Annotated in this window: 21 protein-coding genes; 8 read left to right on the top strand and 13 right to left on the bottom strand. The window is 60.7% G+C overall.

Annotation, left to right across the window (positions count from 1 at the left end):
- Positions 1-16: 16 nt before the first annotated feature.
- Positions 17-928 carry a sugar kinase gene (locus AAIH70_RS09200; protein ID WP_132271954.1) on the top strand — a complete coding sequence of 304 codons (912 nt, stop codon included), beginning with the start codon at positions 17-19 and terminating at the stop codon, positions 926-928.
- A 132-nt stretch (positions 929-1060) separates the two neighbouring features.
- Entirely contained in the window at positions 1061-1594 is a 534-nt protein-coding gene (locus AAIH70_RS09195) for a hypothetical protein (RefSeq protein ID WP_132271953.1), read from the top strand.
- A 34-nt stretch (positions 1595-1628) separates the two neighbouring features.
- Here the strand turns inward: AAIH70_RS09195 and AAIH70_RS09190 are convergent, their stop codons facing one another.
- Positions 1629-2189: a fused DSP-PTPase phosphatase/NAD kinase-like protein gene (locus AAIH70_RS09190; RefSeq protein WP_132271952.1), complete on the bottom strand. Its 561-nt coding sequence runs from the start codon at positions 2187-2189 to the stop codon at positions 1629-1631.
- A 187-nt stretch (positions 2190-2376) separates the two neighbouring features.
- On the opposite strand from AAIH70_RS09190, the gene AAIH70_RS09185 reads away from it, so the two are divergent.
- Positions 2377-3417, top strand: a complete 1041-nt coding sequence (locus tag AAIH70_RS09185) for a glycosyltransferase family 4 protein (protein ID WP_132271951.1) — start codon at positions 2377-2379, stop codon at positions 3415-3417.
- Between the two features lie 347 nt (positions 3418-3764).
- Here AAIH70_RS09185 and AAIH70_RS09180 read toward each other — a convergent pair whose 3' ends face one another.
- The 3 genes from AAIH70_RS09180 to AAIH70_RS09170 form a co-directional block, all read right to left on the bottom strand.
- Positions 3765-4118: a hypothetical protein gene (locus AAIH70_RS09180; protein ID WP_132271950.1), complete on the bottom strand. Its 354-nt coding sequence runs from the start codon at positions 4116-4118 to the stop codon at positions 3765-3767.
- 331 nt (positions 4119-4449) lie between these two features.
- Positions 4450-5874, bottom strand: a complete 1425-nt coding sequence (gene der, locus AAIH70_RS09175) for a ribosome biogenesis GTPase Der (protein ID WP_132271949.1) — start codon at positions 5872-5874, stop codon at positions 4450-4452.
- A 46-nt stretch (positions 5875-5920) separates the two neighbouring features.
- Positions 5921-6592, bottom strand: a complete 672-nt coding sequence (locus AAIH70_RS09170) for a tetratricopeptide repeat protein (RefSeq protein ID WP_132271948.1) — start codon at positions 6590-6592, stop codon at positions 5921-5923.
- Between the two features lie 230 nt (positions 6593-6822).
- Between AAIH70_RS09170 and AAIH70_RS09165 the strand changes: the two genes are divergently transcribed.
- Both AAIH70_RS09165 and AAIH70_RS09160 read left to right on the top strand, forming a co-directional pair.
- Positions 6823-7863, top strand: coding sequence for a polysaccharide deacetylase family protein (locus AAIH70_RS09165; protein ID WP_132271947.1), 1041 nt, complete (start codon positions 6823-6825; stop codon positions 7861-7863).
- 54 nt (positions 7864-7917) lie between these two features.
- The gene (locus tag AAIH70_RS09160; RefSeq protein ID WP_132271946.1) at positions 7918-8271 is read left to right on the top strand and encodes a VanZ family protein; all 354 of its coding nucleotides are present in this window, start codon (positions 7918-7920) and stop codon (positions 8269-8271) included.
- A 365-nt stretch (positions 8272-8636) separates the two neighbouring features.
- On the opposite strand, the gene sbmA is transcribed toward AAIH70_RS09160, so the two are convergent.
- From sbmA to AAIH70_RS09120, 8 genes are all read right to left on the bottom strand, one after another.
- Positions 8637-9917 (bottom strand): peptide antibiotic transporter SbmA, encoded by a 1281-nt coding sequence (sbmA, locus tag AAIH70_RS09155; RefSeq protein ID WP_132271945.1) that lies wholly within the window; start codon positions 9915-9917, stop codon positions 8637-8639.
- Positions 9918-10045: 128 nt separating this feature from the next.
- Positions 10046-11215, bottom strand: coding sequence for a YbfB/YjiJ family MFS transporter (locus AAIH70_RS09150; protein WP_132271944.1), 1170 nt, complete (start codon positions 11213-11215; stop codon positions 10046-10048).
- Positions 11216-11320: 105 nt separating this feature from the next.
- Positions 11321-12076, bottom strand: a complete 756-nt coding sequence (gene map / locus AAIH70_RS09145) for a type I methionyl aminopeptidase (protein WP_132271943.1) — start codon at positions 12074-12076, stop codon at positions 11321-11323.
- A 53-nt stretch (positions 12077-12129) separates the two neighbouring features.
- Positions 12130-13191: an LLM class flavin-dependent oxidoreductase gene (locus AAIH70_RS09140; protein ID WP_132271942.1), complete on the bottom strand. Its 1062-nt coding sequence runs from the start codon at positions 13189-13191 to the stop codon at positions 12130-12132.
- Between the two features lie 263 nt (positions 13192-13454).
- The gene (locus AAIH70_RS09135) at positions 13455-13916 is read right to left on the bottom strand and encodes an SRPBCC family protein (protein ID WP_132271941.1); all 462 of its coding nucleotides are present in this window, start codon (positions 13914-13916) and stop codon (positions 13455-13457) included.
- An 87-nt stretch (positions 13917-14003) separates the two neighbouring features.
- A complete protein-coding gene (locus tag AAIH70_RS09130) occupies positions 14004-15278 on the bottom strand; it encodes an RNA polymerase sigma factor (protein WP_132271940.1) in 1275 nt (424 codons plus the stop codon).
- Entirely contained in the window at positions 15275-15667 is a 393-nt protein-coding gene (locus tag AAIH70_RS09125) for a YciI family protein (RefSeq protein WP_132271939.1), read from the bottom strand. The genes AAIH70_RS09130 and AAIH70_RS09125 overlap by 4 nt, the downstream gene beginning before the upstream one ends.
- A gap of 127 nt (positions 15668-15794) precedes the next feature.
- On the bottom strand, positions 15795-16838 hold the full coding sequence (locus AAIH70_RS09120; RefSeq protein WP_132271938.1) for an SMP-30/gluconolactonase/LRE family protein: 1044 nt from the start codon (positions 16836-16838) through the stop codon (positions 15795-15797).
- A 394-nt stretch (positions 16839-17232) separates the two neighbouring features.
- Between AAIH70_RS09120 and AAIH70_RS09115 the strand changes: the two genes are divergently transcribed.
- Both AAIH70_RS09115 and AAIH70_RS09110 read left to right on the top strand, forming a co-directional pair.
- The gene (locus tag AAIH70_RS09115; protein WP_132271937.1) at positions 17233-19191 is read left to right on the top strand and encodes a methyl-accepting chemotaxis protein; all 1959 of its coding nucleotides are present in this window, start codon (positions 17233-17235) and stop codon (positions 19189-19191) included.
- Positions 19192-19538: 347 nt separating this feature from the next.
- Positions 19539-21446 carry a methyl-accepting chemotaxis protein gene (locus tag AAIH70_RS09110; protein ID WP_132271936.1) on the top strand — a complete coding sequence of 636 codons (1908 nt, stop codon included), beginning with the start codon at positions 19539-19541 and terminating at the stop codon, positions 21444-21446.
- A 90-nt stretch (positions 21447-21536) separates the two neighbouring features.
- Here AAIH70_RS09110 and AAIH70_RS09105 read toward each other — a convergent pair whose 3' ends face one another.
- Complete coding sequence (locus AAIH70_RS09105) at positions 21537-22430, bottom strand: DMT family transporter (protein ID WP_132271935.1); 894 nt, start codon at positions 22428-22430, stop codon at positions 21537-21539.
- 340 nt (positions 22431-22770) lie between these two features.
- Here AAIH70_RS09105 and AAIH70_RS09100 point away from each other — a divergent pair, with 340 nt between their 5' ends.
- Positions 22771-23421, top strand: coding sequence for an outer membrane protein (locus AAIH70_RS09100; protein ID WP_132271934.1), 651 nt, complete (start codon positions 22771-22773; stop codon positions 23419-23421).
- The last annotated feature ends 13 nt before the right edge of the window (positions 23422-23434 follow it).

The following is a 23434-nucleotide window of genomic DNA, read 5'->3' as shown; positions in this document are numbered from 1 at the left end:
TGTTGGGAGAACGGTTTTGGGCGGAAAGTTTTTGTCGATCGGCGAATGCATGGTGGAACTGTCGCAGGCGGGTGATGGCCTGTTGCGACGCGGCTTTGCCGGCGACACATTCAACACCGCCTGGTATTCCCGCGCCTGTCTGCCCGCCGATTGGTCCGTCGATTATTTCACCGCCCTCGGTGACGATCCGCTCTCCGGCGAAATGCTGGCGATGATGCAGGGTGCCGGGATCGGCACCAGTCATATCCGCCAGATCGCGGCCAAGACACCCGGCCTCTACCTCATCACCCTGAAGGACGGCGAGCGCACCTTCAGCTACTGGCGCGACACCGCCGCCGCCAAAAAGCTGGCCGACGATGCAGACCACCTGCGCCGCGCCATCGAAGCCTCCGACATCATCTATTTCTCCGGCATCACGCTGGGCATTCTCGCCCCCGACGCCATCGACACGCTGTTTTCCGAACTGCGTCGCGCAAAAGCAGCCGGCAAGACGGTCGCCTTCGACCCCAACATCCGCCCGCGCCTCTGGGCCGGTAAAGACGTCATGCTGAAGACGATCGAGGATGGCGCCCGCGCCTCGACCCTCGTGCTGCCGAGCTTCGACGACGAAAAGGCCCATTTCGGCGACGCGGACGTCGCCGCAACCATTGCCCGTTACCACGCCCTCGGCGTCGCCAATGTCGTGGTCAAGGACGGCCCCAACGGCGTGACGCTGAGTTTTGGCGGTGACGTACAGCATGTGCCGGCCGTGGAGGCAAAGGCCGTGGTCGACACGACCAGCGCCGGCGACAGTTTTAACGGCGGCTTCCTGTCACGCCTGTTGACCGGCGCAACGCCGGCCGAGGCCGCCGCCCATGGCGCCGCCGTCGCAACCACGGTCATCGGCCATCACGGCGCGCTGATCGATCCGTCTCTTCTACCGCGCTGAAAGAAAAAACCAGAAACCGCGCCGTGTTTTTCTCTCGGCCGGCGCCGTTTTCTTACGGATATAAATCACACAATCTCAATGGATTTACGTGATACTTCGCGAACATGGTATTGGCCATCTCCGGAGGAAAACATGCGCGCCGTTTTTGCTACCCTGACCGTTCTGTCCCTGTCGTTTTTACCTTTGGCGACGGCTGCCCACGCCGATGCACTGGAAAACCTCACCAAGGCCGAAACAAAGATGTACGAGGCCTGGGCAAAGGTGCCGTTCAGCGAACGCATCGTCACCTTCGTTGCCCAGAAATCAGGCGGTTATGGCATCTATCAGGAAAAGCAGGGCACCGTCTTCAAGCAGGGTGAACCGGTCATCACCTATGTCGAACCGATCGGTTTCGGCTGGAAGGAACTGCCGGGCGAGATGTACGAGACGAATTTTGTCGCCGACCTGGTGCTGAAGGACGACAAGGGCGCCGTCGTCACCGACCAGAAGGGTTTTGTGAAGAACGTGCTGCAGAGCCACAACGCCATCACAGAATTCTCGATGGACTTCACCCTGACACTCGATGGCGCACCCGCCGGCAATTACGTGGTCACCTATACGATCAACGACATCAGCAGCGGCGAAAAATTCAGCTTCGATCAGGATTTCAGCATCGCAGCCCAGTAAAATACAAAACGGCGGGTCATGCCCGCCGTCTCCCTCAGAAACCGATGGTTTCCTCGAATTTGTCCCAGGACTGCCACATCGCATAGCGGCCGATGCCGGGGATCGGCACATGGCCGTAATAGGGTGACAGCTGCAGCTCGGAAAACAGTTCGCTGCGCTGCGCGACCGCTCCGACATAGATCGCCGAGGCAAGCCCGGTCCGGTTGGCGCCATGTTCACAATGGATCAGGATCGGCTTTTCCGCATCGCGCATGATCTGCGCCAGTTCCTCGCTGCCTTCCACCGGCAGAATTGCTCCCGAGCTGATCGGATAGTCGATCAACCTCACGCCATTGCGCTCGGCTGCAGACTTTTCCTCCGCATACCACTGACCGCGTGTCTCGTTGCGCAGATTGATGATGGTCTTGATGCCATGGCGGCGCACGAGGCTGTCGATCTCCTCACCTCCCGGCTGGGCGGAGCGATAGAGCTCGCCCGCAATCACTTCATGCTCGTTGCCGGTCAGCTGATTGACACCCATGAAAATGCCTATTGCCGCAACACCCGACAGCAGACCAAGGGACAGCGACCGGAAAATACGCATGAACAAATCCATCAACAAACAATCGATCAATACATAAGCGGTGGTTGCGGCGCTCGCAAATCAAACTGTCGGCAGCCTTGCCCACGGCCCGACATTCGCCTGTCACACAGCTCGGCGATAGAACAGCAAGGCTGCAACAACCGCCATGAGTCGGCGAAATTGCGGCAGAGCGACGGGCAAAAGGGGTTTCAAGCCGGTCATGACCAGAATTACCATCGTTTCCGATGCCTGGTATCCGCAGATCAACGGCGTCGTTCGCTCGATCGAAAACACCAATCGCGAACTCACCCGCATGGGCGTGGATGTCGCCATGGTGACGCCGCAGGACTTTTCCAGCGTGCCCTGCCCCACCTATCCGGAAATCCGCCTGTCGGTCGCCACCTACTGGCAGGTCGCCGCCGCCATCAAGGCATCCGGCCCGACGGCGGTGCATATCGCCACCGAAGGACCGCTCGGGCTGATGGCACGCCGCTGGTGCCTGAAGAACCACATGCCCTTCTCCACCAGCTATCACACCCGCTTTCCCGAATATGTGGCCGCCCGCTTCCCCATTCCGCTGCGCTGGCTGAACGCCTTCGTGCGCTGGTTTCACAATGCCGGCAATGGCTGCATGGTGGCGACGGGCAGCCTTGAGCGCGAACTGTCGAAACTTGGCATCAAGAACCTTCTGCGCTGGAGCCGCGGCATCGACCAGACGGTGTTTCACCCGATGGATCAGGACGACCGCCCTTTTGACCTGCCCCGGCCGATCTTCATGACGGTTGGCCGCGTCGCGGTGGAAAAGAACCTGCCGGCCTTTCTTGATCTCGATCTGCCGGGTTCGAAAGTGGTTGTCGGTGATGGCCCGGATCGCGCCGAGCTGCAGCGCAGATACCCGGACGTGCTGTTCACCGGCATCAAGACCGGCGAAGAACTTGCCCGCGCCTATGCCCAGGCCGACGTCTTCGTTTTTCCTTCCAGGACCGACACGTTCGGCAACACGATCCTCGAAGCGCTGGCAAGCGGCGTGCCCGTCGCAGCCTATCCGGTGATGGGACCGGTCGATATCCTTGAGGAAGGCTGCGGCGCCGGTGCGCTGAACGAAGACCTGCGCGAAGCCTGCCTTGCAGCGCTGTCGTGCTCACGCGCAGACGCCCGCGCCCATGCTCGAAAGTTCACGTGGGAAGCGGCCTCGCGGCAGTTCCTGTCCAACGTGCTCAAGGCACAAACACTGAAAGCCCTGCCGGCACCGGCAGAGTGACGCCGGTACAGGCAGGACTGAACAGGATGCAAAGCGCCAAAGGCGGCGGATGAGAGATTCATCCGCACCACAGGCACGTCATCAAACGAAGGAAGCTTCAATCAGCCGGATCAGCCGATGTTTTCATCCCGCCAGTGGAAAAACAACACGCTTCCGATACCCAGACAGATGGCGGCGACGAGACCTGCAATGATCATGGATTCCTCCTCCCATTGATCGAAACGGCTTGCTGTCCCCTCCCAGAGTCACAAGCCATGGTCGCAGTCGAACACAAGCGCAACGAAATAGCAAGCAGAGGCCCGCGCCCTCTGCCACTTCCGTCGCCGGCAGGTGCCTAAACCTGCATGTCAGAAGACGGTGACGGCAACCCGGTCGCGAAACACGGTGAGTTTTTCGCGACCCTTCGTTGTTGCGGTGAACTTGATCCCGCGTGCCGGCACCGCCTTGCCGCACTTGCGGCTCCGCACGATACCAAGCCCACCATCCGAAAACGTGCCGGTGGCAGAGACCGGCAGTTTTGCAACGACCTCGTCCCATTCCGGCGCCGGGTCGTTGCAGTTCTTGCCGCGCACGCCCTTCAGCAGCAATGCCTTGCCGGGCTTGATGGCGACGCTCGGCCGATAATTGAAGGCGATTTCCTCGGCCAGCGCGGCCGGACCGGAAGACACGCCGAGAACGATCGCAAGTGTCATGCGAACCATTTCATTCCCCTCTCTGCTGGCGTAATGCCAGCAGTGGCACACAGCCCTTAACCCTGTGAACCAATTGAACATATCCGTGCCCCGGCGCGTGACTGCACACAGACCAAAGCAAAATTATGAATGTGGAAAAAAAGGCGAATGCCGCCGAACATGGCAGCGGCCGGATCATCGGGATGGATCGCACATGTCGGGCTAGCGTCCTGGAAAACGCCACCCGATATCATAAAGCGACAATCGCAAAGCCACGGCCATGTCGGCTCGGGCATATCAGACGATCAAAAGATATCCGTCACCACCCATACGGGTGACGGATATCATTTTTTACACGCGATCAGCGCTTTCTGCGGCGACCTTCGAACGGGTTTTCACCCGCCTTGAAGTGAATGCGGATCGGCACGCCGGGCATCTGGAAGTCGGTGCGCAACGTGTTGGTCATGTAACGCACATAACTTTCCGGCAGCGCGTCGGGACGTGTGCAGGACACCATGAAAGCCGGCGGACGGGCCTTGACCTGCGTCATGTATTTCAGCTTCAGGCGGCGGCCGGAAACGGCCGGTGGCGGATGCTGAGTCGTGGTCTGGTCGAGCCAGCGGTTCAGCTTGGCGGTCGAGATGCGCTTGTTCCAGACCTTGTCGGTGTCGACGATGCTCTGCATCAGCTTGTCGAGGCCGTAACCGGTCTGGCCGGAAATCGGCACAGCGCGGATGCCGCGGGCCTGCGGCAGCAGCCGTGCGGTCTTTTCATGCAGATCGGTCAGAAACGCCTGCGGATCCTCGATCATGTCCCACTTGTTGAAGGCGAGAACCGCGGCACGGCCTTCGCGCAGTACCAGATCGGCGATCTGCAGGTCCTGCTTTTCGAACGGGATGGTGGCATCGAACACGATGACGACCGTTTCGGCAAAGCGGATGGAGCGCAGCGCATCGGCAACTGACAGCTTTTCCAGCTTTTCCTGCACGCGCGCCTTGCGGCGCATGCCGGCGGTGTCGAACATCTTGATGGTGCGGCCGCGCCAGTCCCATTCGACGGAAATGCTGTCGCGGGTAATGCCGGCTTCCGGGCCGGTCAAAAGCCGGTCTTCACCGAGAAAACGGTTGATCAACGTCGACTTGCCGGCATTCGGACGGCCGACGATTGCTACGCGAAGCGGCAGGGTCTCGTCGTAAAGGCCGTCTGCATCTTCATCCTCGTCGTCGAAATCGCTGTCGCGCACGTCGACATTGGTCTCGGCCTCATCGACCTCTTCCGGGAAAGCAACCTCTTCGCCGATGGCCTCGACGATGGCGTCGCGCAGATCGATCATGCCCTGGCCATGTTCGGCCGAGATCGGCACCGGCTCGCCGAGGCCGAGCGTATAGGCGTCGTAGAAACCGCCATCCGAGCCCTTGGCTTCGGACTTGTTGGCAACCAGCACGACCGGCTTGCCACTGCGGCGCAGCAGTTCGCCAAACGTCTTGTCGAGCGGCGTCAGCCCCGCCTTGGCATCGACGACGAACAGCGTCAGGTCGGCTTCCTCGATCGCCATCTCCGTCTGGGCGCGCATGCGGCCTTCAAGCGTATCGGCACCGGCTTCTTCGAGACCGGCGGTATCGATGATGGTGAAGCGCAGATCGACGAGCTTGGCATCGCCGGGACGACGGTCGCGGGTAACGCCCGGCGTATCATCGACCAGCGCAAGCTTCTTGCCGACCAGCCGGTTGAACAGCGTCGACTTGCCGACATTCGGGCGTCCGACGATGGCGACGGTGAAGCTCATGTGGTTTCTTTCTCTTCTTGGGCACCTTCAGCCGTCTGGCCGAAAATCAGGGCGCCTTGCCGGATGCGGCGATGTTGTCGAGCATGATCTGCGCGCGGCTGGCGACATTGCGCGGCGCGTCGGCAGCATTGGTGATCTGCGTGAACCAGTCCTTGGCCTGCTTCATGTTGTCTGCCTTGTAGGCGGCCAGACCCAACACTTCGCGCGCCGAAAAACGCAGCGCATGGCCGTCGCTGCTCAGCACCTCGGCTTCGGCGGCAACCTGTTCATAGCCGGCCGTATCGACCAGCAGGAAGGCGGCGCGCAGCTTGGCGGTGTCGCGCACCAGCGCCGGCACGGCATTGTCCTTGGAAATGGCCTGGAAGGTGGCAATTGCCGCAGCCTTGTCGCCCTTCTCTGCCTGAAGTGCGGCGGTGCGCAGCTTGGCCAGAACCGGATAGGAACCGGTGCCATCCTTCTCGAGTTCGGAGAAGGCTGCGAGCGCCTCGTCATTCTTCTTGTCGCCGGCAAGGTCGAGTGCCGTCACGAAACGGTCGCCGGAAGCGGACGCGTTGTTGGAATGCCAGTATTCGTAACCGCGATGACCGGCAACACCGACGACGAGAAGCACTGCCGCACCGATGAGGATGCGGCCAAAACGCTTCCACGCCTTGCTCATCTGCTCCGAGCGCAGTTCGTCGTTCACTTCGCGAATGAAGCTGTCGTCGTTATTTGCCATGCCAGTCTCCGGCCGCCGGGCCTCTGAATGCGGAAAGACCGCCTTCTAGCGCATTTTGCCGCGCATGTAAGGCCCTTCGTGCATTTCACGAAAGCTTGTTAACGCCGAACGTGCAGGATGACCACGAGACGCAGCCTAAATTTTGTCATCACGCACAAAGCTTCGCCGCAATCTCGACGCAGAAGCCATTGCCAGGAATTCTATCCGAAAATGATTTTCGACAGGTTTTTATGTCCCGCGTATCGTCTTTGCTCGCCCTCACCCTGTTTGCCGCCATCCCGGCGACGCTCGCTGCACCTGCAGCCATGGCCGCGGAAAAGCCGAAACAGCTGGTGCTGATTTCCTTCGATGGCGCCGGCAGCAACGATCTGTGGCAGCGCAGCCGCGATATCGCCAAACGCACAAACGCCCGCTTCACCTATTTTCTCTCCTGCACCCTCGTCATCGACCGCGCATCGGCGAAAACCTATCAGGGACCGGGCCAGAAGCCGGGCCGCTCCAATATCGGTTTTGCCCAGACGAAAGAGGAAGCCCGCATCCGTTTGGGCCATGTCTGGCAGGCGAAGGAAGAGGGTAACGAGATTGCCAGCCATACATGCGGCCATTTCGATGGTGGCGAATGGACCTCGCAGGAGTGGACGCAGGAACTGAAAACGTTCCGAAACGTGCTCTCCAATGCATGGGTGGCCAATGATGCTGCTGAACAGGAGCCGGCCGGCTGGCAGGATTTCGTCAAAACCGGCATTCGCGGTTTTCGCGCGCCCTATCTCAGCCAGGGTCCGGCGCTGATGCAGGCGGAACGTCAGGCCGGTTTCGTGTATGACGCAAGCCCGGTCACGCGCGGGCCGGAAGTGCCGGAGGAAAAGGACGGCGTTTTCCGTTTCGGCCTGCCGACCATTCCCGAAGGCCCGCAGCAGCGACCGATCATCGCCATGGACTACAATCTGTTCATCCGCCATTCGGCCGGCATCGAAAACCCCAGCCGCTCGGCGGAGTTCGAGGAACGCGCCTATTCCGCCTTCAAGGCCGCCTTCGACAAGCAATATGACGGCAAGCGCATTCCGCTGCAGATCGGCTTTCACTTCGTCGAGATGAATGCCGGCGCCTATTGGCGGGCGATGGAACGGCTGGTGACCGACGTCTGCGGCATGCAGGATGTCGCATGCGTTACCCATTCGCAAGCGATGGCGATGCTGTCCGGCAACGAGACGACGGCGTCGGCAGGCCTGAGGCAGGCCCTTCCCGTTTCAGCGCCCTCATCAGGTCTTTAACGACGCCCGGCGATATGATTTCCCAACGCGCTCCAGCCGGATTATGACAGCTGAATGACAAGAACACTCCTGAAAACCCTGCCCTGGCTGGTGCTCGCCTTTGTGATCTTCGCCACCGTCTCGCCGATCGAGATGCGCCCGCACGACTTTCTGCCGGTCAATGTCGACCGCGCCGGTGCTTTTGCCGTCATGGCCTTCCTGTTCGTGATCACCTATCCACGCCACTGGAAGCTTTGCGCCGTCCTGCTGCTGCTCGGAGCCGGCGGCATCGAACTGCTGCAGTTCATATCCCCCAGCCGCCATGCCAATCCCGACGACGCGCTGATCAAGGCGGCCGGTGCGGCGATCGGCTGTGTGGCCGGATGGGGCGTCAATCTTTTGCGCACCCGCACTGCGGCGCTGTCGTAAGACACCAGTCTAACGCCGCTTTCCGCAGACGTGGACGTTCAGCACCCCGATTATTTTTTTAATCGTTCGAAAACAGCCACTTCGCATTTTTCCTGCGTCCATTTCATCCACGCTCCGGCAGGTGAGCGGATAATCGCGAGGTCATCGGATGGGCACCGGGATCGCGAACCGGCCTCCTCCTCCGGCTTTGTGTCCGGTTCTGGTGATGGTCGTTGCCAAGGCGAAATGCCGAAAGCGCGGTCGGGGCAGGCGGAAGCCTGAAATGCCAAACTTGATACCGATACCGCCTGCCCCAAGCCCAAAACAAAACCGCGCCGGACTTTTCACCCGGCGCGGCCAAAACTGCTGTGTGTTTTATTGAGAAATCAGGTCGGCTTGTTCGCCGCCATCTCGCCGCCTTCGGCTTCACGCTCCAGATAGTTCTGGTCGATCACCGGCAGAGGCTGGTCATCAATGGCGGCCTCGAAGGCAACCAGACGCTTGCGGATCGACAGAAGCTCGATGATCGTCGACCAGGAGCTGACCAGATACTGAAAACTGTCGCTGACCTGGCCGAACGCGGTGGCGATCTGCTGCCAGATCCCCATGGTGATCTTGGCGGCAACGATGGTCGGGATCAGCATGAATGTCAGAATGATCGCATCGAGCTGACCAAACGTGTAGCGGGCGACGTTGAAGTACAGGTAGTGCCAGTACATGCGGAAATAGTTCTTGCGCACATTGGAAAACAGCTCGCGCATGGTCGGCGGCTGCGCCCGATCCTCGTGGTCTTCACCATAGACCAGCTCCTTGCGGAAGGCCGCTTCGACGCGCTGATTGCGGAACTGAAGGCCCGGCAGCTTGATGCCGACGACGGCAAGCAAGACTGTACCAAAAACAGACCACAGGAGCGCCAGCCAGAACAGCGAATGCGGAATGGCTCCGAGCAGTGGGATTTCAGTGACATGCACCGACATCTGGAACAGCAGCGGCAGGAAGACGACCAGCGTCATGATCGAATTGATCAGCACGACGCCAAGACCTTCGACAATGGACGCAAATCGCATCGTATCTTCCTGAACACGCTGCGAGGCACCTTCGATATGGCGAAGCTTGTCCCATTTCGACAGGTAGAAATCGTTCATGGCCGTGCGCCAGCGGAAGACGTAATGGCTGGTGAAGTAGGCAGTAACGACGTTCATCGCCACGCCGACCATGCCGATTTCAAGGAAACGCAGCTGCAGGTCATAAAACTGTCCAGCCGTGATGCCGGGCTGCTTTTCGAGCGCGCGCTGGAAAAGATCGAAGAACGGACCACGCCAGTTGTTCAGCGCCACCGAAATCTGCACGACGAAATAGGCGATGAAGATGATGAAGGCCGATCCCCAGATGGACCAGTTCGACCACGGGTGATCCCGGTCGATCAGCTTCCAGACACCGCCAAAGATCAGCACGAAGATGGTGAAATAGAGATAGAACCAGAGATTGTCCGGGGTGAGGAAATAGGCAAGCCCGAGGGGTGCCTGCTGGCCTGCCTCAAGCGGCGGCATGCCGAGAGCGGCACCCATTTGCGGGCCGACGGCATACCACACGAAGATGCAGACGGCCGTCCACAAGGCAGCGGACAGGAAAAACAGTTTTGGTCGGGGGAAGAAGGAGTGGAACACGGAGCGGCTGCTTTCCTGAGTTCGAATCTAACAATGGTCGGGTGGACCTTTAAGCGCGAAACTAAGGCAAGTCCAAGGGAGCGGCAATGGGGCTTGCCGTTTGTTACCTATTTGTAACCGTGGACATTTTAGCCGCGCTCACGCAGCAGCGGCAGTGACAGTGCAATGGCCGCGACCAGCACTCCGGCGGCCAGCAGCGACGGTGCGGTAAAGCTCCCCGTACGCTCGGCCACAAAACCCGCCACCAGCGGCCCGATTATCTGACCGGTTCCGAAGGCGGCGGTGACCACGGCGATCGCCCGGCGCGGGCTTTGCGGCGCGAAACGGCGGCCGAGTTGCAGACCGAAGGCGGTGATCACCATGAAGGTCGCGCCGAGCAGAAAGCCACCCACCAGCGTGCCGGCCACCGGCGGCAGTTCGACAGACGCGACGACGCCGATCAGAAGCACGACGATGGCCGCGAGATAGGCCCCACCAAGGCCGATCCGGCGCGCGATCGGGTTCCATGCGAACAGCGACACCGCCGCCGCACAGCCGGCCACGAACCACACGAGAAACTCGATCATCGGCCCGGTATTGCCCATGCGCGCAATGGCGACGAGGAAGGTGGCGGTGATGACATAACCGAAACCGTAAAGGCCGTAGGACAAAACCGTCATGATCAGCGGCAGGCGCCAGACAAGCGGCGGCTCGGCCACGCTTTTTGCGTCACCCTGCGGCCTGGGCAGGAAACGCTGAACGAAGACAAAGATGGCAAGGACGACAGCCGCCGAAGCGAACCAGTCGAGACGCCAGCCATGCGCCGCATCCCCCGCCAAGGCATTTACCCCCAGAACCAGCAGCGAGGACAGAGCGATGCCGACACCGACGCCGCCGAAATGCAGCATGCCGATCGTCGGGCGTCCCGCCGCATGCATCATCACGATCGTCGAGGTGAACAGCATGGCAAGCGCGCTGGCCGCACCGGCAAGAAAGCGAATGACGGTGAAGGTGGCGACCGACGTCGTCAGCCCCATGGCCGCCAGAAGCACGACAGACGCCAGCAGACCGGCGAGCGCCACCTTGCGCTCCCGGCCCGCCGCCCAGCCATAGGCCGAGGCGATAGCGCCGAGCAGATAACCGGCAAAATTGCCGGCGGCGATCGTGCCGGCATCAGCCGAGGACAGCGGAATACCGGTGATCATGCCCGGCAGGATCGGCGTGTAGACGAAACGGCCAAACCCCATGGCACCGGCCATGGCGGCAGCGCCGGCAAGGCCGATCCAGAGCGAGGAAGAAGAAGAAGGAGAAGAGGACATGGGCGGCTTATCGCACCCGGCCTACAGCCTGACAAACCACAAATTCTGATCGCTGCGATCAGGCGGATTGAGGCGCCACCGACAGATGGCGCCTTTCGAAAAACCTCAGTTCGGCAGCGTCAGGATGAGCGGGCCGTTGCGGGTAACAACGATCGTATGCTCGTATTGCACGGTTGGCGCGCGCGGATCGCTGTAAAGCGTCCATGGATCACCATTGCCGCCATCTTCCGCCCAGGTACCGCCGAGCGACAGGAAAGGCTCGATGGTGAAGACCAGCCCCTCTTCCATGATCCGGGTTTCATCCGGGTCCGGCCAGGTGGAAACTTCCTTCGGCTCCTCATGCAGCGAGCGGCCGACGCCGTGGCTGGCAAGGTTGGAGATCAGCGTATAGCGGTTCTTGGTGGCGAAGGCGCCGATGGCATTGCCGATACCGGCGATCGGCTTGCCGGTCCTGACCTGCTGCAGACCGGTCCACAACGCGCGACGGCCGTCACGGCAAAGCTTTTCGATCTGTTTGCTGACCGGCGGCACGGCGAAGGACGAACCGGTATCGCCAAAAAAACCGTCCTTGACGGCCGACACGTCGATATTGACGAGATCACCCGCCTCGATGCGGCGATCGCCGGGAATGCCGTGCGCCACTTCCTCGTTGACGCTGATGCAGGTGGCGCCCGGAAATTCATAGCAGAATTCCGGGGCCGATTGCGCGCCATTATCCTCGAGGATCTTGCGGCCGATCAGGTCGAGTTCACGGGTGGTGATGCCCGGCTCCAGAGCCTTTGCCATGGTTTCCACGGCCACGGCGCAGAGGCGCCCGATATCCTTGAGCTTCTGCAGCTCTTCTTCGGTGGAAATCACCATGCGTGCATTCTTCCTATCATCGTGTCTCGCGGCCTTCCCCCAAGGCCGGCTTGTCAGGCAGCCGGTTTCGCGCCATCGGACGATCCGGTCAATTCCTTTCTGACCAGAGGTGCTACTTTCGTGCCGTAAAGTTCGATGCCGCGCATGATCTGCGCATGCGGCATCAGACCGATCGCCATCTGCAGCATGAACCGGTCGTTTTTGAACACCGCGTGCGCCGCGACGATCTTTTCCGCCACCACTTCCGGCTCACCGAGGAAAAGATTGCCCTGGGCCCCACGCGCCGCATCGAAATGCGCACGATTGGTCGGTCCCCAGCCACGTTCGCGGCCAAGCCGGTTCATCACCTCGGCCTGCGGACCATAAAACTGATCGGCAGCGGCTTCAGTCGTATCGGCAATGAAGCCATGCACATTGATGCTGGTCTTCAGCGTCGACGGGTCCTGACCGGCGCGGCGAGCGGCCTCGCGGTAAAGATCGAACATCGGCGCAAACCGGCGATATTCACCGCCGATAATGGCGATGGCCAGCGGCAGGCCCATGGCCCCTGCCCGCGCCACCGATTCCGGCGTGCCGCCAACGGCGATCCAGATCGGCAGCTTTTCCTGCAGCGGGCGCGGATAGACGCCGCGCCCATTGATCGGCGGGCGCAGCTTGCCTTCGTTCCAGCTCACCACTTCCTGATCGCGAATGGCGAGCAGCAGGTCGAGCTTTTCGGAAAACAGCTGGTCGTAATCGGCGAGATCGTAACCGAACAGCGGGAAGGATTCGATGAAGGAACCGCGCCCCGCCATGATTTCCGCACGCCCATCCGACAGCAGGTCGACGGTCGAAAACTGCTGGAACACCCGCACCGGCTCATCCGAAGAGAGAACGGTAACGGCACTGGAAAGGCGAATGTTTTTCGTGCGCACGGCGGCGGCGGCCAGCACGGTCGAGGGAGACGATGCCGCATAATCGACGCGGTGATGTTCGCCCAGCCCAAACACGTCGAGCCCGACCTGATCGGCCAGCTCGATCTCTTCAAGAAGATCCTTCAGCCGCCGATGCGCTTCCGCACCCTTGTTGACCGCGTTCGGATCGACATCCGCAAAAGTATAAAGACCGAGTTCCATGCGCCCAAAATTTCCGTTGTTCGATAGCCTCACATAGATATCGCCGGCAGCCGGCACAAATGTGAAACTTTCGAAGCCATCCTTCGAAGATTTCGATGGGCGAAACGATTCCGATTTCAGAAGGTTGCGGCGACGGGCGAAATCTGCGGGTGAAGCACATATCCTTCAACATGGCGGAGGCGACAGATATATCCGCCGCCTCTCGCTGATTGAATCCAACACGCAAACATGCCTGGCAAACGCCTGAAAAGACTCGCCAAAGCTCAGAACGTCCTGGCGATCTCCGCCATCTGGCCGGCGACGATGCCCCAGCCTTCCTCGAAACCCATCTGCTTGTGGGTTTCCATGTCTTCCTCCGTCCAGTGAAGGGCAGTCGCGGTATAACGCGTGCGGCCGTTGCCGAGGTCCTCGAATTCGATGATACCGGTCATGAACGGCTTGTCTGACGGCTCCCATGCCTTGGTGAAGGCATCGGTGAAAACGATCTTCCTGTTGGGCACGACTTCCAGATAGACGCCGGTATTGGGGATCTTTTCGCCTTCCGGACCTTCCATCAGGATAAAACTGTCGCCACCGGTGCGCAGATCCATGCGCGCCTCGGTCACCTTCCACGGCAGCGGGCAGAACCATTCGCCATAGCGCTCCGGCGTTGCCCAGACCTTGAAGAGCTTTTCGGCTGGCACATCGAATTCGCGAACGAGCTGCAACTGATATTGGGCGGTCATGGCTTTCTCCTCTGGTTTTAACGCATCGCTGTGAATGTGAACCTAGGACGCATGGCGATACGGGAAACCGACAGGGGGCGGAGAATTTTATGTCCCCACCTCCCCCAGCCGGTCGATCTGCATGCGGATATGCGCGGCTTCCGCCGGCGAATTGGCGAGCGATATGGCGCGGTCGAAGGCTTCGCGTGCCTCGGCCTTTTGCCCGGCCTGCATCAGCAACCCTCCGCGCACGCCGTGAAAATAGAAATACCCGTCGAGTGGCGCCGCCACCGTGGCAATCAGCGCCAGAGCCTCCTCCGGGCCTTCCGCCTTCGAGACCGCAACCGCGCGATTGAGGGTAACGACCGGCGACGGCTGCAGGTGTTCCAGCGCCTGATAGAGAAGATCGATCTGCCACCAGTCGGTATCTTCCGGCTTTTCGGCGCGGGCGTGCAGGGCAGCAATCGCCGCCTGCAACTGGTAGGGCCCGCCGCTCCTGTGCCGCACCGCCTTGTCGAGCATGGCGAGCGCTTCGGCGATCAGCTTTTTGTCCCACAGTGAACGATCCTGCTGTTCGAGCAGAATAATCTGCCCGGCCTCGTCGAACCGGGCGCCGGCGCGGGCATGCTGCAGCAGCATCAGGGTTGCCAGCCCCATGATCTCCGGTTCTGCCGGAAAAATCCGCAACAGGATGCGCACCAGCCGGATCGCCTCCTCGCAAAGCGTGAGGCTGTCGGGATTGTTGACGCCGGACGAATATCCTTCGTTGAAGACCAGATAGATCATCGCCGCCACGGTTTTCAGCCGCGCGGCCCGTTCATAGGCATCCGGTGCCTCGAAACCGACGACACCCTTGTCACCCGGCCTCTTCTCGCTCTGGGCTCTGGCAATGCGGGCCTTGGCGCGGGTGATGCGCTGTTCCATCGCCGCATCCGAGACCAGAAAGGCCTTGGCGATCTGCGGCACGGTGAGGCCCGACACGATCCGAAGCGACAGCGCGATCTGCTGGGTGTTGGGCAGTTCCGGATGGCAGCAGATGAACATCAGCCGCAAAATGTCGTCGCGGTAATGGGCATTGTCCAGCCGGTCGGCGATATCCTCTTCGGCATCGGAAAGATCGGAAAACGCCGCCTCTTCCGGCAGCGGCTCGTTCTTGGCGCGTTTGCGGACCTGGTCGACACCGCTGTTGCGTCCGACAAAGATCAGCCATGCGGCGGGATCACGCGGCGGCCCCTTGTCCGGCCAGGTGCGGATGGCGCGCAGGCAGGCTTCCTGAAACGCTTCTTCCGCCGTATCGAGATCACGGAAATAACGCAGGAGTGCGCCCAGTGCCTGCGGCCGCGCCGCCGTCAGCGCCAGTTCGATCCAGCCGAGATCGGTCATGATGCACCACCTGCCCCAACCTGCGCATCGCCGGGATGGAAAACGTAGAACGGCCGGATTTCATAGGAGCTGGAGCCGGGATTGACGGCAGACAGGTCCTTGGCGAAGGTGACGGCCTCATCCAGCGTCTCGAATTCAGCGGTGTAAAAACCGAGCAGCACTTCCTTGGTTTCGGCAAAGGGACCGTCGAGCACCAGCGGCTCGTCGCGGCCCTTGCGCACCGTGGTCGCCGCCGTCGTCGGCATCAGCCGCCCGACCGGGCCAAGCTTGCCGGCTTTCGCCAGCGGCTCCTGCAAGGCGTAAAGTTTTTCCATGACGGCAGCCTCCTCGTCCTTGGACCAGGCGAAAACGGTTTCCTCATGGGCGTAACACAGGATGGCGTAGAGCATGGATTTCTCCCTTCTGCATGGAAGACGCAGAAGTAACGGCAGAACCGACATCATGCACCCGAAAATGCAAGCAGGGCCGGATCGTTCACAGATCCGGCCCCGCAAGTCAGTCATTCAAAACAGCCGATCAGACGGCGCCGCGGGTTTCCACGAACAGCGCGTAGACCGAATGGCTGGACGCCATATAGAGGCGGTTCTTCTTCTTGCCACCGAAAACGAGGTTCGGGCAACGCTCGGGCAGCTTGATGAAGCCGATCGCCTTGCCTTCCTTGTTGAAGATTTTCACGCCGTTGAGGTCTTCCGGCTTGGCACCGGCAGCGCCCGAAGAGCCCCAGCCGCACCACAGGTTGCCGTCAACGTCAACCTTGAAGCCGTCGAGACCGCCATTGTCGTCGGCGGTGATGAAGGCCTTCTTGTTGGAGACGGTCTTGCCGTCCTTCGATACGTCGTAGGACCAGACGATGCGGTAAGGCGCAGCGCGGCCTTCGACAACGTAGAGCTTCTTTTCGTCTTCGGAGAAGGCGATGCCGTTCGGGCCCTTCAGTTCGTCGGTGATGAGCGACAGCTCACCTTCCGCCGAAATGCGGTAAACGGAATGCGGCAGTTCGGCTTCCGCCTTTTCGCCTTCCCATTCGCCGCCGATGCCGAACGGCGGGTCGGTGAACCACAAGGAACCATCAGACTTGCAGACGATATCGTTCGGCGAGTTGAGCTTCTTGCCCTTGAACTTGTCGGCGAGAACAGTGATCGAACCGTCATGCTCGGTGCGGGTGACGCGGCGGGTCAGGTGCTCGCAGGAGATCAGACGGCCCTGCAGGTCGCGGCAATGACCGTTGGCATAGTTCGAATTGGCATCGAACACGCTCCAGGTCTCGTTGGTCTCGTCGAACTTCATGACGCGGTTGTTCGGGATATCGCTGACCAGCAGGTACTTGCCGTCGCCGAAATAGACCGGGCCTTCCAGCCAGCGGGCGCCGGTGGCAACCTGTTCCAGCGAGGCGCTGGCAACGCGGTACTTGGCGAAGCTCGGGTCGAGAACCTGGATGGACGGATCCGGGTAGATCGGCGAGGGCGTGAAGCTGATCGCCTGAGCGGAGGCAATCTTGGTGGTGACGGCAGTCGCGGCGGCGGCAACGCCCAGCGACATGATGTTACGGCGGGAAAGATCCACGGTAAAAGGTCCTTCGAAAACGGATTTTTGATTTCATATCAATTTGCCCCAGCGCATGGGGAAAGCCTGAACATAGCCCGGTCCGGGATTTACCGGCTCAACCTTTCGCACTGCAACAAACAGATGGTTGCCTACTGCGCAGATGGTTACGCGGTTATGAAAATCAGGCAAAAAAGTGGCAAGCCACCGAATTTCGTTCGAAATTGTGATGCACTGCAGCAAGTGTAAGATTTTCTTATGATAATGCCCATAACTTCCGGGACCAAGGACATTGCGATCGATCAGGTCGCCGGGGCGCGCATGATGTGCGCCGTCTTAAAAAGAAGACGATTCCTGCATTTCCCTTTTCCCGCCATGCGCTTCCGTTCCTTCAGCGTGCTCCTGAGGCTATCCGATGCTCAAGAATTTGAAGATCAAGACAAAGTTTTTGATGGCGATCGCCATCCTCGGCGCGATTTCGCTCGCCGGCCTTCTTTTCGTTACCCAGCGCTTCAGCGCTGCCAATCAGTCCTATTCGCACTTCCTCCAGAACGAAAGCACCGCGGCGACCTTCGTTCCTCGCGGTGCAGCCGGCATGTGGACGGCAACCACCTGGCTCAGCCGCGCGCTTGCCCAGGATCCGCAGTCTCCCGCCTTCAAGGATCTTTCCGAACGTTTCGGCAAGGAAATCACAGGCGCCCGCGGCCGTCTGGCACAGGTTCCGGGTCTCGTCCCGAGCCGTCAGGCCGCCACCGACGAACTGCTCGCCGGCGCGGACAAGCTGAAGGCGATCGGCGACGATCTGCTGAAGGCCCATGCCGCCGGCGATACCGCAAAGGTAACGGCCCTCTCGTCCGACCTCGACAAGGCCATCGTTGAACTGTCGCCGAAATTCGGCGCAAGCAACGGCGCCATGGCGGACCTGATCAAGAACGGCGGCGACTCTCTGTCGGCCGAAGTGTCCTCGACCATCCAGTTCGCCATCATCGGCATGCTGATCGGCATCGCCGTTGCCATCGTGCTGGCACTGACGATCGCCCAGAAGGGCATTACCGGTCCGATGGCACGCCTGCGTGAACGCATGGCATCGCTTGCCGCCGGCGAAACCCGCGCCGAGATCGATGGCCTCGACCGCAAGGACGAAATCGGCCAGATGGCCGAAGCCGTCGCAATCTTCCGCGACAACGCGCTGGAGCGTCAGCGTCTGGAGCAGGAAGCCGAAGACAATCGCAGCCTGTCGGAAAGCGACCGGATCGAACGTGAAGCCCAGCGTGCCCGTGAAGCCGCCGACGTCAAGTTCGCCGTCGACAACCTTGCAGAAGCGCTTTCGAACCTGTCCGACGGTAACGTCTCCTACCGGATCGATCGTTCCTTCGCAGCCTCGCTCGATGGTGTCCGCAACGACTTCAACGCCTCGGCCTCCAAGCTGCAGGCAGCTCTTGAAGAAGTCGCCGCAAACGCCCGCAGCATCGAAGCCGGTTCCGGCGAGATCAAGTCGGCCGCTGACGATCTGGCCAAGCGCACCGAACAGCAGGCCGCATCGATCGAAGAAACCGCTGCAGCTCTGGAAGAAATCACCACCACGGTGAAGGACGCCGCACGCCGCGCACAGGACGCCGGTGCACTGGTTGCCCGTACCCGTCAGGGCGCTGAAAAGTCCGGCGAAGTTGTCCAGAACGCCGTCAAGGCGATGGAGCAGATCGAAAAGTCCTCGGGCGAGATCGGCAACATCATCGGCGTCATCGATGACATCGCATTCCAGACCAACCTGCTTGCATTGAACGCAGGCGTCGAAGCCGCACGCGCCGGTGAAGCCGGCAAGGGTTTTGCCGTCGTCGCTCAGGAAGTTCGCGAACTGGCCCAGCGTTCTGCAAACGCCGCCAAGGAAATCAAGACGCTGATCACCGCCTCCAACCAGCAGGTTCAGAACGGTGTTCACCTCGTCGGCGAAACCGGCAAGGCGCTGGAAACCATCGTCTCGGAAGTCCAGGAGATCAACCGCAACGTCAACGCCATCGTTGAAAGCGCGCAGGAACAGTCTTCCGGTCTCCAGCAGATCAACACCGCGGTCAACGCGATGGATCAGGACACCCAGAAGAACGCCGCCATGGTGGAAGAACAGACCGCTGCCAGCCACGGCCTCGCTCGCGATGCCGCCGCGCTGAACGCCCTGCTCGCCCAGTTCAAGCTGTCGCATGTCCGCATGCAGCAGGTTGCCGCCGCCAGCCGCCCGGCTGCTCCCTATGCAGCACAGCAGTCGGCCCGCCCGGTTGCCTCCCCTGCCCGCAAGCTGGCCAACAAGGTCGCGACCGCGTTTTCCGGCAATGCCGCTCTCGCCGTCGACACCCAGGCCAACGACTGGCAGGAATTCTGAGAAACACCGCCTGCGGCCCTGCCGCCGGCAACGGACTGACAACAAAACGGCCGCAGACGAAAGTCTGCGGCCGTTTTGTTTTGATCGCAATTCTTAACAGGCAGCATCCTCACAATTGACGCCTGTCAATTTTAAGTCATTGAAACTGCGACATTTTGTCGAAAACCGCCCAGGAATTTTCAAAGTAAGATTTTATTATAAGACGAAATTCTACGGTTCGCGCCAAGGACACTGGAGACCTCTTCTTCGGTCGCAGCGCGCATGATGTACGCCGTCTCGACGAGACGATCCCTGCTTTTCCCAGACATGAGCCTCCGCTCTTTCCCGAGTTTTTACGAGGTTATCCGATGCTGAAAAATCTGAAGATCAAAACGAAATTCCTGATGGCGATCGCCATCCTCAGCCTGATATCGCTGGCTGGCCTGACATTCGTTACTCACCGGTTCAACGCCGCCAACGAAGCCTATTCGCGCTTCCTGCTGAATGAGAGCATGGCCGCCACCTTTGGCCCGCGCGGTGCGGCCGGCATGTGGACCGCCGTCAACTGGCTGAACCGTGCCGTCAGCCAGGATCCGCATTCCGACGCCTTCACCGAATTTGCCGCCAAGTTCAGCAATGAAATGACCGGCGCCCGCAACCGTCTGGCGCAGATCCCGGACATCGTGCCGAGCCGCAAGGCCGCCATCGACGAATTGCTGGCAGGCTTCGACGAACTCAAGATCGTTGGCGGCGAACTGGTCAAGGCACACGCCACCGGCGACAAGCAACAGTTCGCCGCCGTCTCCGCAAAGCTCGAACAGATCACGCTCGACATGTCCGTCAAATCCGGTGCCAACAATGGCGCCATGGCCGACCTGATCAAGAACGGCGCACAAGAACTGTCGGACGAGGTTTCGACGACGATCCAGCTTGCGCTCGCCGGAATGCTGGCGGGGATCGCCATTGCCGTTGTCTGGGCCATGATCATTGCCCAGAAGGGTGTCGTCACACCGATGATCCGACTGCGGGAACGCATGTCGTCATTGGCATCGGGCGAAACCGAGGCAGCAATCGATGGCCTCGACCGCAAGGATGAAATCGGCCAGATGGCGCAGGCCGTCGCCGTCTTCCGCGACAATTCCCTTGAGCGCGCCCGCCTGCGGCAGGAAGCCGAAGACAATCGCAGCCTGTCGGAACAGGAGCGTATCGACCGCGAAGCCATCACGGCCCGTGATGCCGCCGATGTCAAATTTGCCGTCGACAGCCTTGCCGAAGCACTGTCGAACCTTTCGGACGGCAATGTCTCCTACCGCATCGATCGTTCTTTCGCGGTCTCGCTCGATGGCGTGCGCAACGACTTCAACGCCTCGGCTTCCAAACTGCAGGCAGCGCTTGAACAGGTATCGGAAAACGCCCGCAGCATCGAAGCCGGTTCCGGCGAAATCCGGTCGGCGGCCGACGATCTGGCCAAGCGCACCGAACAGCAGGCCGCCTCCGTCGAAGAGACGGCTGCGGCGCTCGAGGAAATCACCATCACGGTGAAGGATGCCGCCCGCCGCGCGCAAGAAGCCGGCGACCTCGTCGCCCGCACCCGTCAGGGCGCTGAAAAATCCGGCCATGTCGTCGCCAATGCCGTCAAGGCGATGGAAGCAATCGAAAAGTCGTCCGGCGAAATCGGCAACATCATCGGCGTCATCGACGACATTGCCTTTCAGACCAACCTGCTCGCGCTGAATGCCGGTGTCGAGGCGGCCCGTGCCGGTGAAGCCGGCAAGGGTTTCGCGGTCGTCGCCCAGGAAGTCCGCGAACTGGCCCAGCGCTCCGCCAATGCCGCCAAGGAGATCAAGGCACTGATCACCACCTCGAACCATCAGGTGCAGAGCGGTGTGGAACTGGTCGGAGAAACCGGCCGCGCGCTGGAAGAGATCGTTGTCGAGGTTCAGGAGATCAACCGGCACGTCAATGCCATCGTCGAAAGTGCGCAGGAGCAATCGTCCGGTCTCCAGCAGATCAATACTGCCGTCAACACGATGGATCAGGACACCCAGAAGAACGCTGCCATGGTGGAGGAACAGACAGCAGCCAGCCACGGCCTCGCCCGTGACGTGGCTTCGCTGAACACACTCTTGGCACAGTTCGATCTATCGGGCACCCGCCCGACGCTACGCCCGGCCGACCAACGCGAAGCGCCCCCTGCCTCCCCTGCCCGCATGCTGGCCGGCAGGCTGACATCGGCATTTTCCGGCAATGCGGCGCTTGCTTTCGATCGGGACTGATCGCTGCAGCAACACCCGAAACGAGAACGACCGCGGACAAAAAGTTCGCGGCCGTTCTCGTTGCAAGCAAATCGTCATGCCGCGGCCGACTTACGCCTTCAGCACTTCCGCGTCTTCTTTCCGCACGCCGAGGCGATGCTCGCGCCACACCGTAAACAGCCCGGCGCCGACGACGATGACGGCGCCGATCGCCATATTGAGCGTGATCGTTTCGCCGAAAAAGGCGACGGCGACGGCAGCGCCCATGACGAGCTGAAGATAGGTCAGCGGCTGTGCTTCGACGGCACTCAGCAGGCCATAGGCCTTAATCATGAAATAATGGCTGGTGGCACCGCAGATGCAGAGTGCCGCCATGGCCGGCCAGTCCTCCATCGCGATCGGCGTCCAGTAGAACGGCCCGATGACGCTGGCGAGTGCGGCACCCGCAACGCCGGCATAAAGCACGCTCGTCACCGCACTGTCGGTACTGCTCACAGCCCGAGTGGCAATGCTGTAAAGCGCGTACATGAAGCCGGCTGCGAGCGGCAGCAGAAGACGAATATCGAAATGCACATTTGTCGGATTGAGGATGATCAGCACGCCGACAAGACCGACGCCAAGCGCCACGCCGCGACGCCAGCCGACCGTCTCGCCCAGAAGCGGCACGGACAGGAGCGTGATCATCAGCGGTGTCGCCTGAAAGATCGACTGCGTCATGGCAAGGCCGGCAATGGTGAAGGAAATGACGACGACCACCACCTCGCTGACCAGCAGCATGCCACGGATGACCTGCAAAACGGGGCGTTTGGTGACAACGGCGCGACGCAGGCCACCGGGCGAGGTCGCAGCCAGCAGAACCACAAACACCGCAAAGGCCCAGAAGCGGATCATCGTCACCATGATCGGCGGATATTTGTCGCCCAGAAGCTTCGAAAACGCATCCTGGCCCGCAAAAATGGTGATGGCGAGAAGGACGTAGAGATAGCCCAATGTCTTGCTGTTCATGGGGTCTTGCTTTTCATGTCCGGGGTCGTGTGTGGCAGGAGCAACGCTGCGTAATCTTGTTCTTCGGCTCCTATACCGTTTGCGGTTGATACGCCAGTTCGGCCATGCGGCGAACGGTACGCCCGCCTGCAAGCGCCGGTAGATTCATCCGCGACCTGCTCAAAAATGCCGCTTTCTGCACATTTAATCACACAAGCGCGATCGGGATGGCATGGAACCAAACGGCCACCTACGTAGTTTGCGCAACGTGATGGTCCTCCGCGACTTGGCTTGGGAGCCGCGGCTGGAGTGTTCGAACAGCAAGGCATCTGCCTGTCACGATACCCGAGAGGAAAAGTCCATGAAGAAATTCTCCCCCGCAGCCGGCACCGCCCTGGCTGGTATTTTCGCCGCCGCAATCGCGATGACCGCGACCTCGGCAGCACGCGCGGCAGATGCCGTCGAGCAGATCCCGGAAGCGCCGGTTGCGATCGAGGCGACGGCACCGGCCTTTACGTGGAGCGGTCCCTATGTCGGTCTGCACGGCGGTTACGGCTGGGGCAACGGCGATGTCGGTGCGTTTTCGGAAAATTTTGACGGCGGTCGTTTCGGCGGCTTCGTCGGTTATAACTGGCAGATGTCGAATGGTTTTGTCGCCGGTCTCGAAGGTGACGTGAACTACGACTGGAACGAGCAGAGCATTGCTGGCGCTGACGTAAAAAGCGGCTTCTCCGGTTCTGCACGCGCTCGCCTGGGTTATGCCATGGATCGCGCCCTGCCCTATATTGCAGGTGGCTGGACAGCGACCAACGCCAAGGTCAGCGGCCCGGTTAGCGACGACGACACGCTCAGCGGCTGGACGATCGGCGCAGGTGTAGACTACGCATTCACCGACAACATCTTCGGCCGCGCCGAGTATCGTTACAACGATTACGGCAGTGGCAACCTCGCTGGCGCCAACGTCAATTTCGACCAGCATATCGTCAATGTCGGTATCGGCGTGAAATTCTGATCGTCGCAGATCG

The organism is Neorhizobium sp. BT27B, assembly GCF_050455485.1.
Taxonomy (GTDB): Bacteria; Pseudomonadota; Alphaproteobacteria; order Rhizobiales; family Rhizobiaceae; genus Neorhizobium.
The sequence above is the reverse complement of the archived record's forward strand: the minus strand, read 5'-3'. Positions and strand labels throughout refer to the sequence as shown.

What these genes read in the sequence shown, in the direction of transcription:
- AAIH70_RS09195 (WP_132271953.1), top strand. Translation starts at nt 1,061, where the DNA reads ATGCGCGCCGTTTTTGCTACCCTGACCGTTCTGTCCCTGTCGTTTTTA.
- AAIH70_RS09125 (WP_132271939.1), bottom strand. Translation starts at nt 15,667, where the DNA reads ATGCTCTACGCCATCCTGTGTTACGCCCATGAGGAAACCGTTTTCGCC.
- AAIH70_RS09135 (WP_132271941.1), bottom strand. Translation starts at nt 13,916, where the DNA reads ATGACCGCCCAATATCAGTTGCAGCTCGTTCGCGAATTCGATGTGCCA.
- AAIH70_RS09165 (WP_132271947.1), top strand. Translation starts at nt 6,823, where the DNA reads ATGTCCCGCGTATCGTCTTTGCTCGCCCTCACCCTGTTTGCCGCCATC.
- der (WP_132271949.1), bottom strand. Translation starts at nt 5,874, where the DNA reads ATGAGCTTCACCGTCGCCATCGTCGGACGCCCGAATGTCGGCAAGTCG.
- AAIH70_RS09150 (WP_132271944.1), bottom strand. Translation starts at nt 11,215, where the DNA reads ATGTCCTCTTCTCCTTCTTCTTCTTCCTCGCTCTGGATCGGCCTTGCC.
- AAIH70_RS09180 (WP_132271950.1), bottom strand. Translation starts at nt 4,118, where the DNA reads ATGGTTCGCATGACACTTGCGATCGTTCTCGGCGTGTCTTCCGGTCCG.
- AAIH70_RS09115 (WP_132271937.1), top strand. Translation starts at nt 17,233, where the DNA reads ATGCTCAAGAATTTGAAGATCAAGACAAAGTTTTTGATGGCGATCGCC.
- AAIH70_RS09110 (WP_132271936.1), top strand. Translation starts at nt 19,539, where the DNA reads ATGCTGAAAAATCTGAAGATCAAAACGAAATTCCTGATGGCGATCGCC.
- AAIH70_RS09190 (WP_132271952.1), bottom strand. Translation starts at nt 2,189, where the DNA reads ATGGATTTGTTCATGCGTATTTTCCGGTCGCTGTCCCTTGGTCTGCTG.
- AAIH70_RS09185 (WP_132271951.1), top strand. Translation starts at nt 2,377, where the DNA reads ATGACCAGAATTACCATCGTTTCCGATGCCTGGTATCCGCAGATCAAC.
- AAIH70_RS09140 (WP_132271942.1), bottom strand. Translation starts at nt 13,191, where the DNA reads ATGGAACTCGGTCTTTATACTTTTGCGGATGTCGATCCGAACGCGGTC.
- AAIH70_RS09130 (WP_132271940.1), bottom strand. Translation starts at nt 15,278, where the DNA reads ATGACCGATCTCGGCTGGATCGAACTGGCGCTGACGGCGGCGCGGCCG.
- AAIH70_RS09170 (WP_132271948.1), bottom strand. Translation starts at nt 6,592, where the DNA reads ATGGCAAATAACGACGACAGCTTCATTCGCGAAGTGAACGACGAACTG.
- AAIH70_RS09100 (WP_132271934.1), top strand. Translation starts at nt 22,771, where the DNA reads ATGAAGAAATTCTCCCCCGCAGCCGGCACCGCCCTGGCTGGTATTTTC.
- AAIH70_RS09160 (WP_132271946.1), top strand. Translation starts at nt 7,918, where the DNA reads ATGACAAGAACACTCCTGAAAACCCTGCCCTGGCTGGTGCTCGCCTTT.
- AAIH70_RS09105 (WP_132271935.1), bottom strand. Translation starts at nt 22,430, where the DNA reads ATGAACAGCAAGACATTGGGCTATCTCTACGTCCTTCTCGCCATCACC.
- map (WP_132271943.1), bottom strand. Translation starts at nt 12,076, where the DNA reads ATGGTGATTTCCACCGAAGAAGAGCTGCAGAAGCTCAAGGATATCGGG.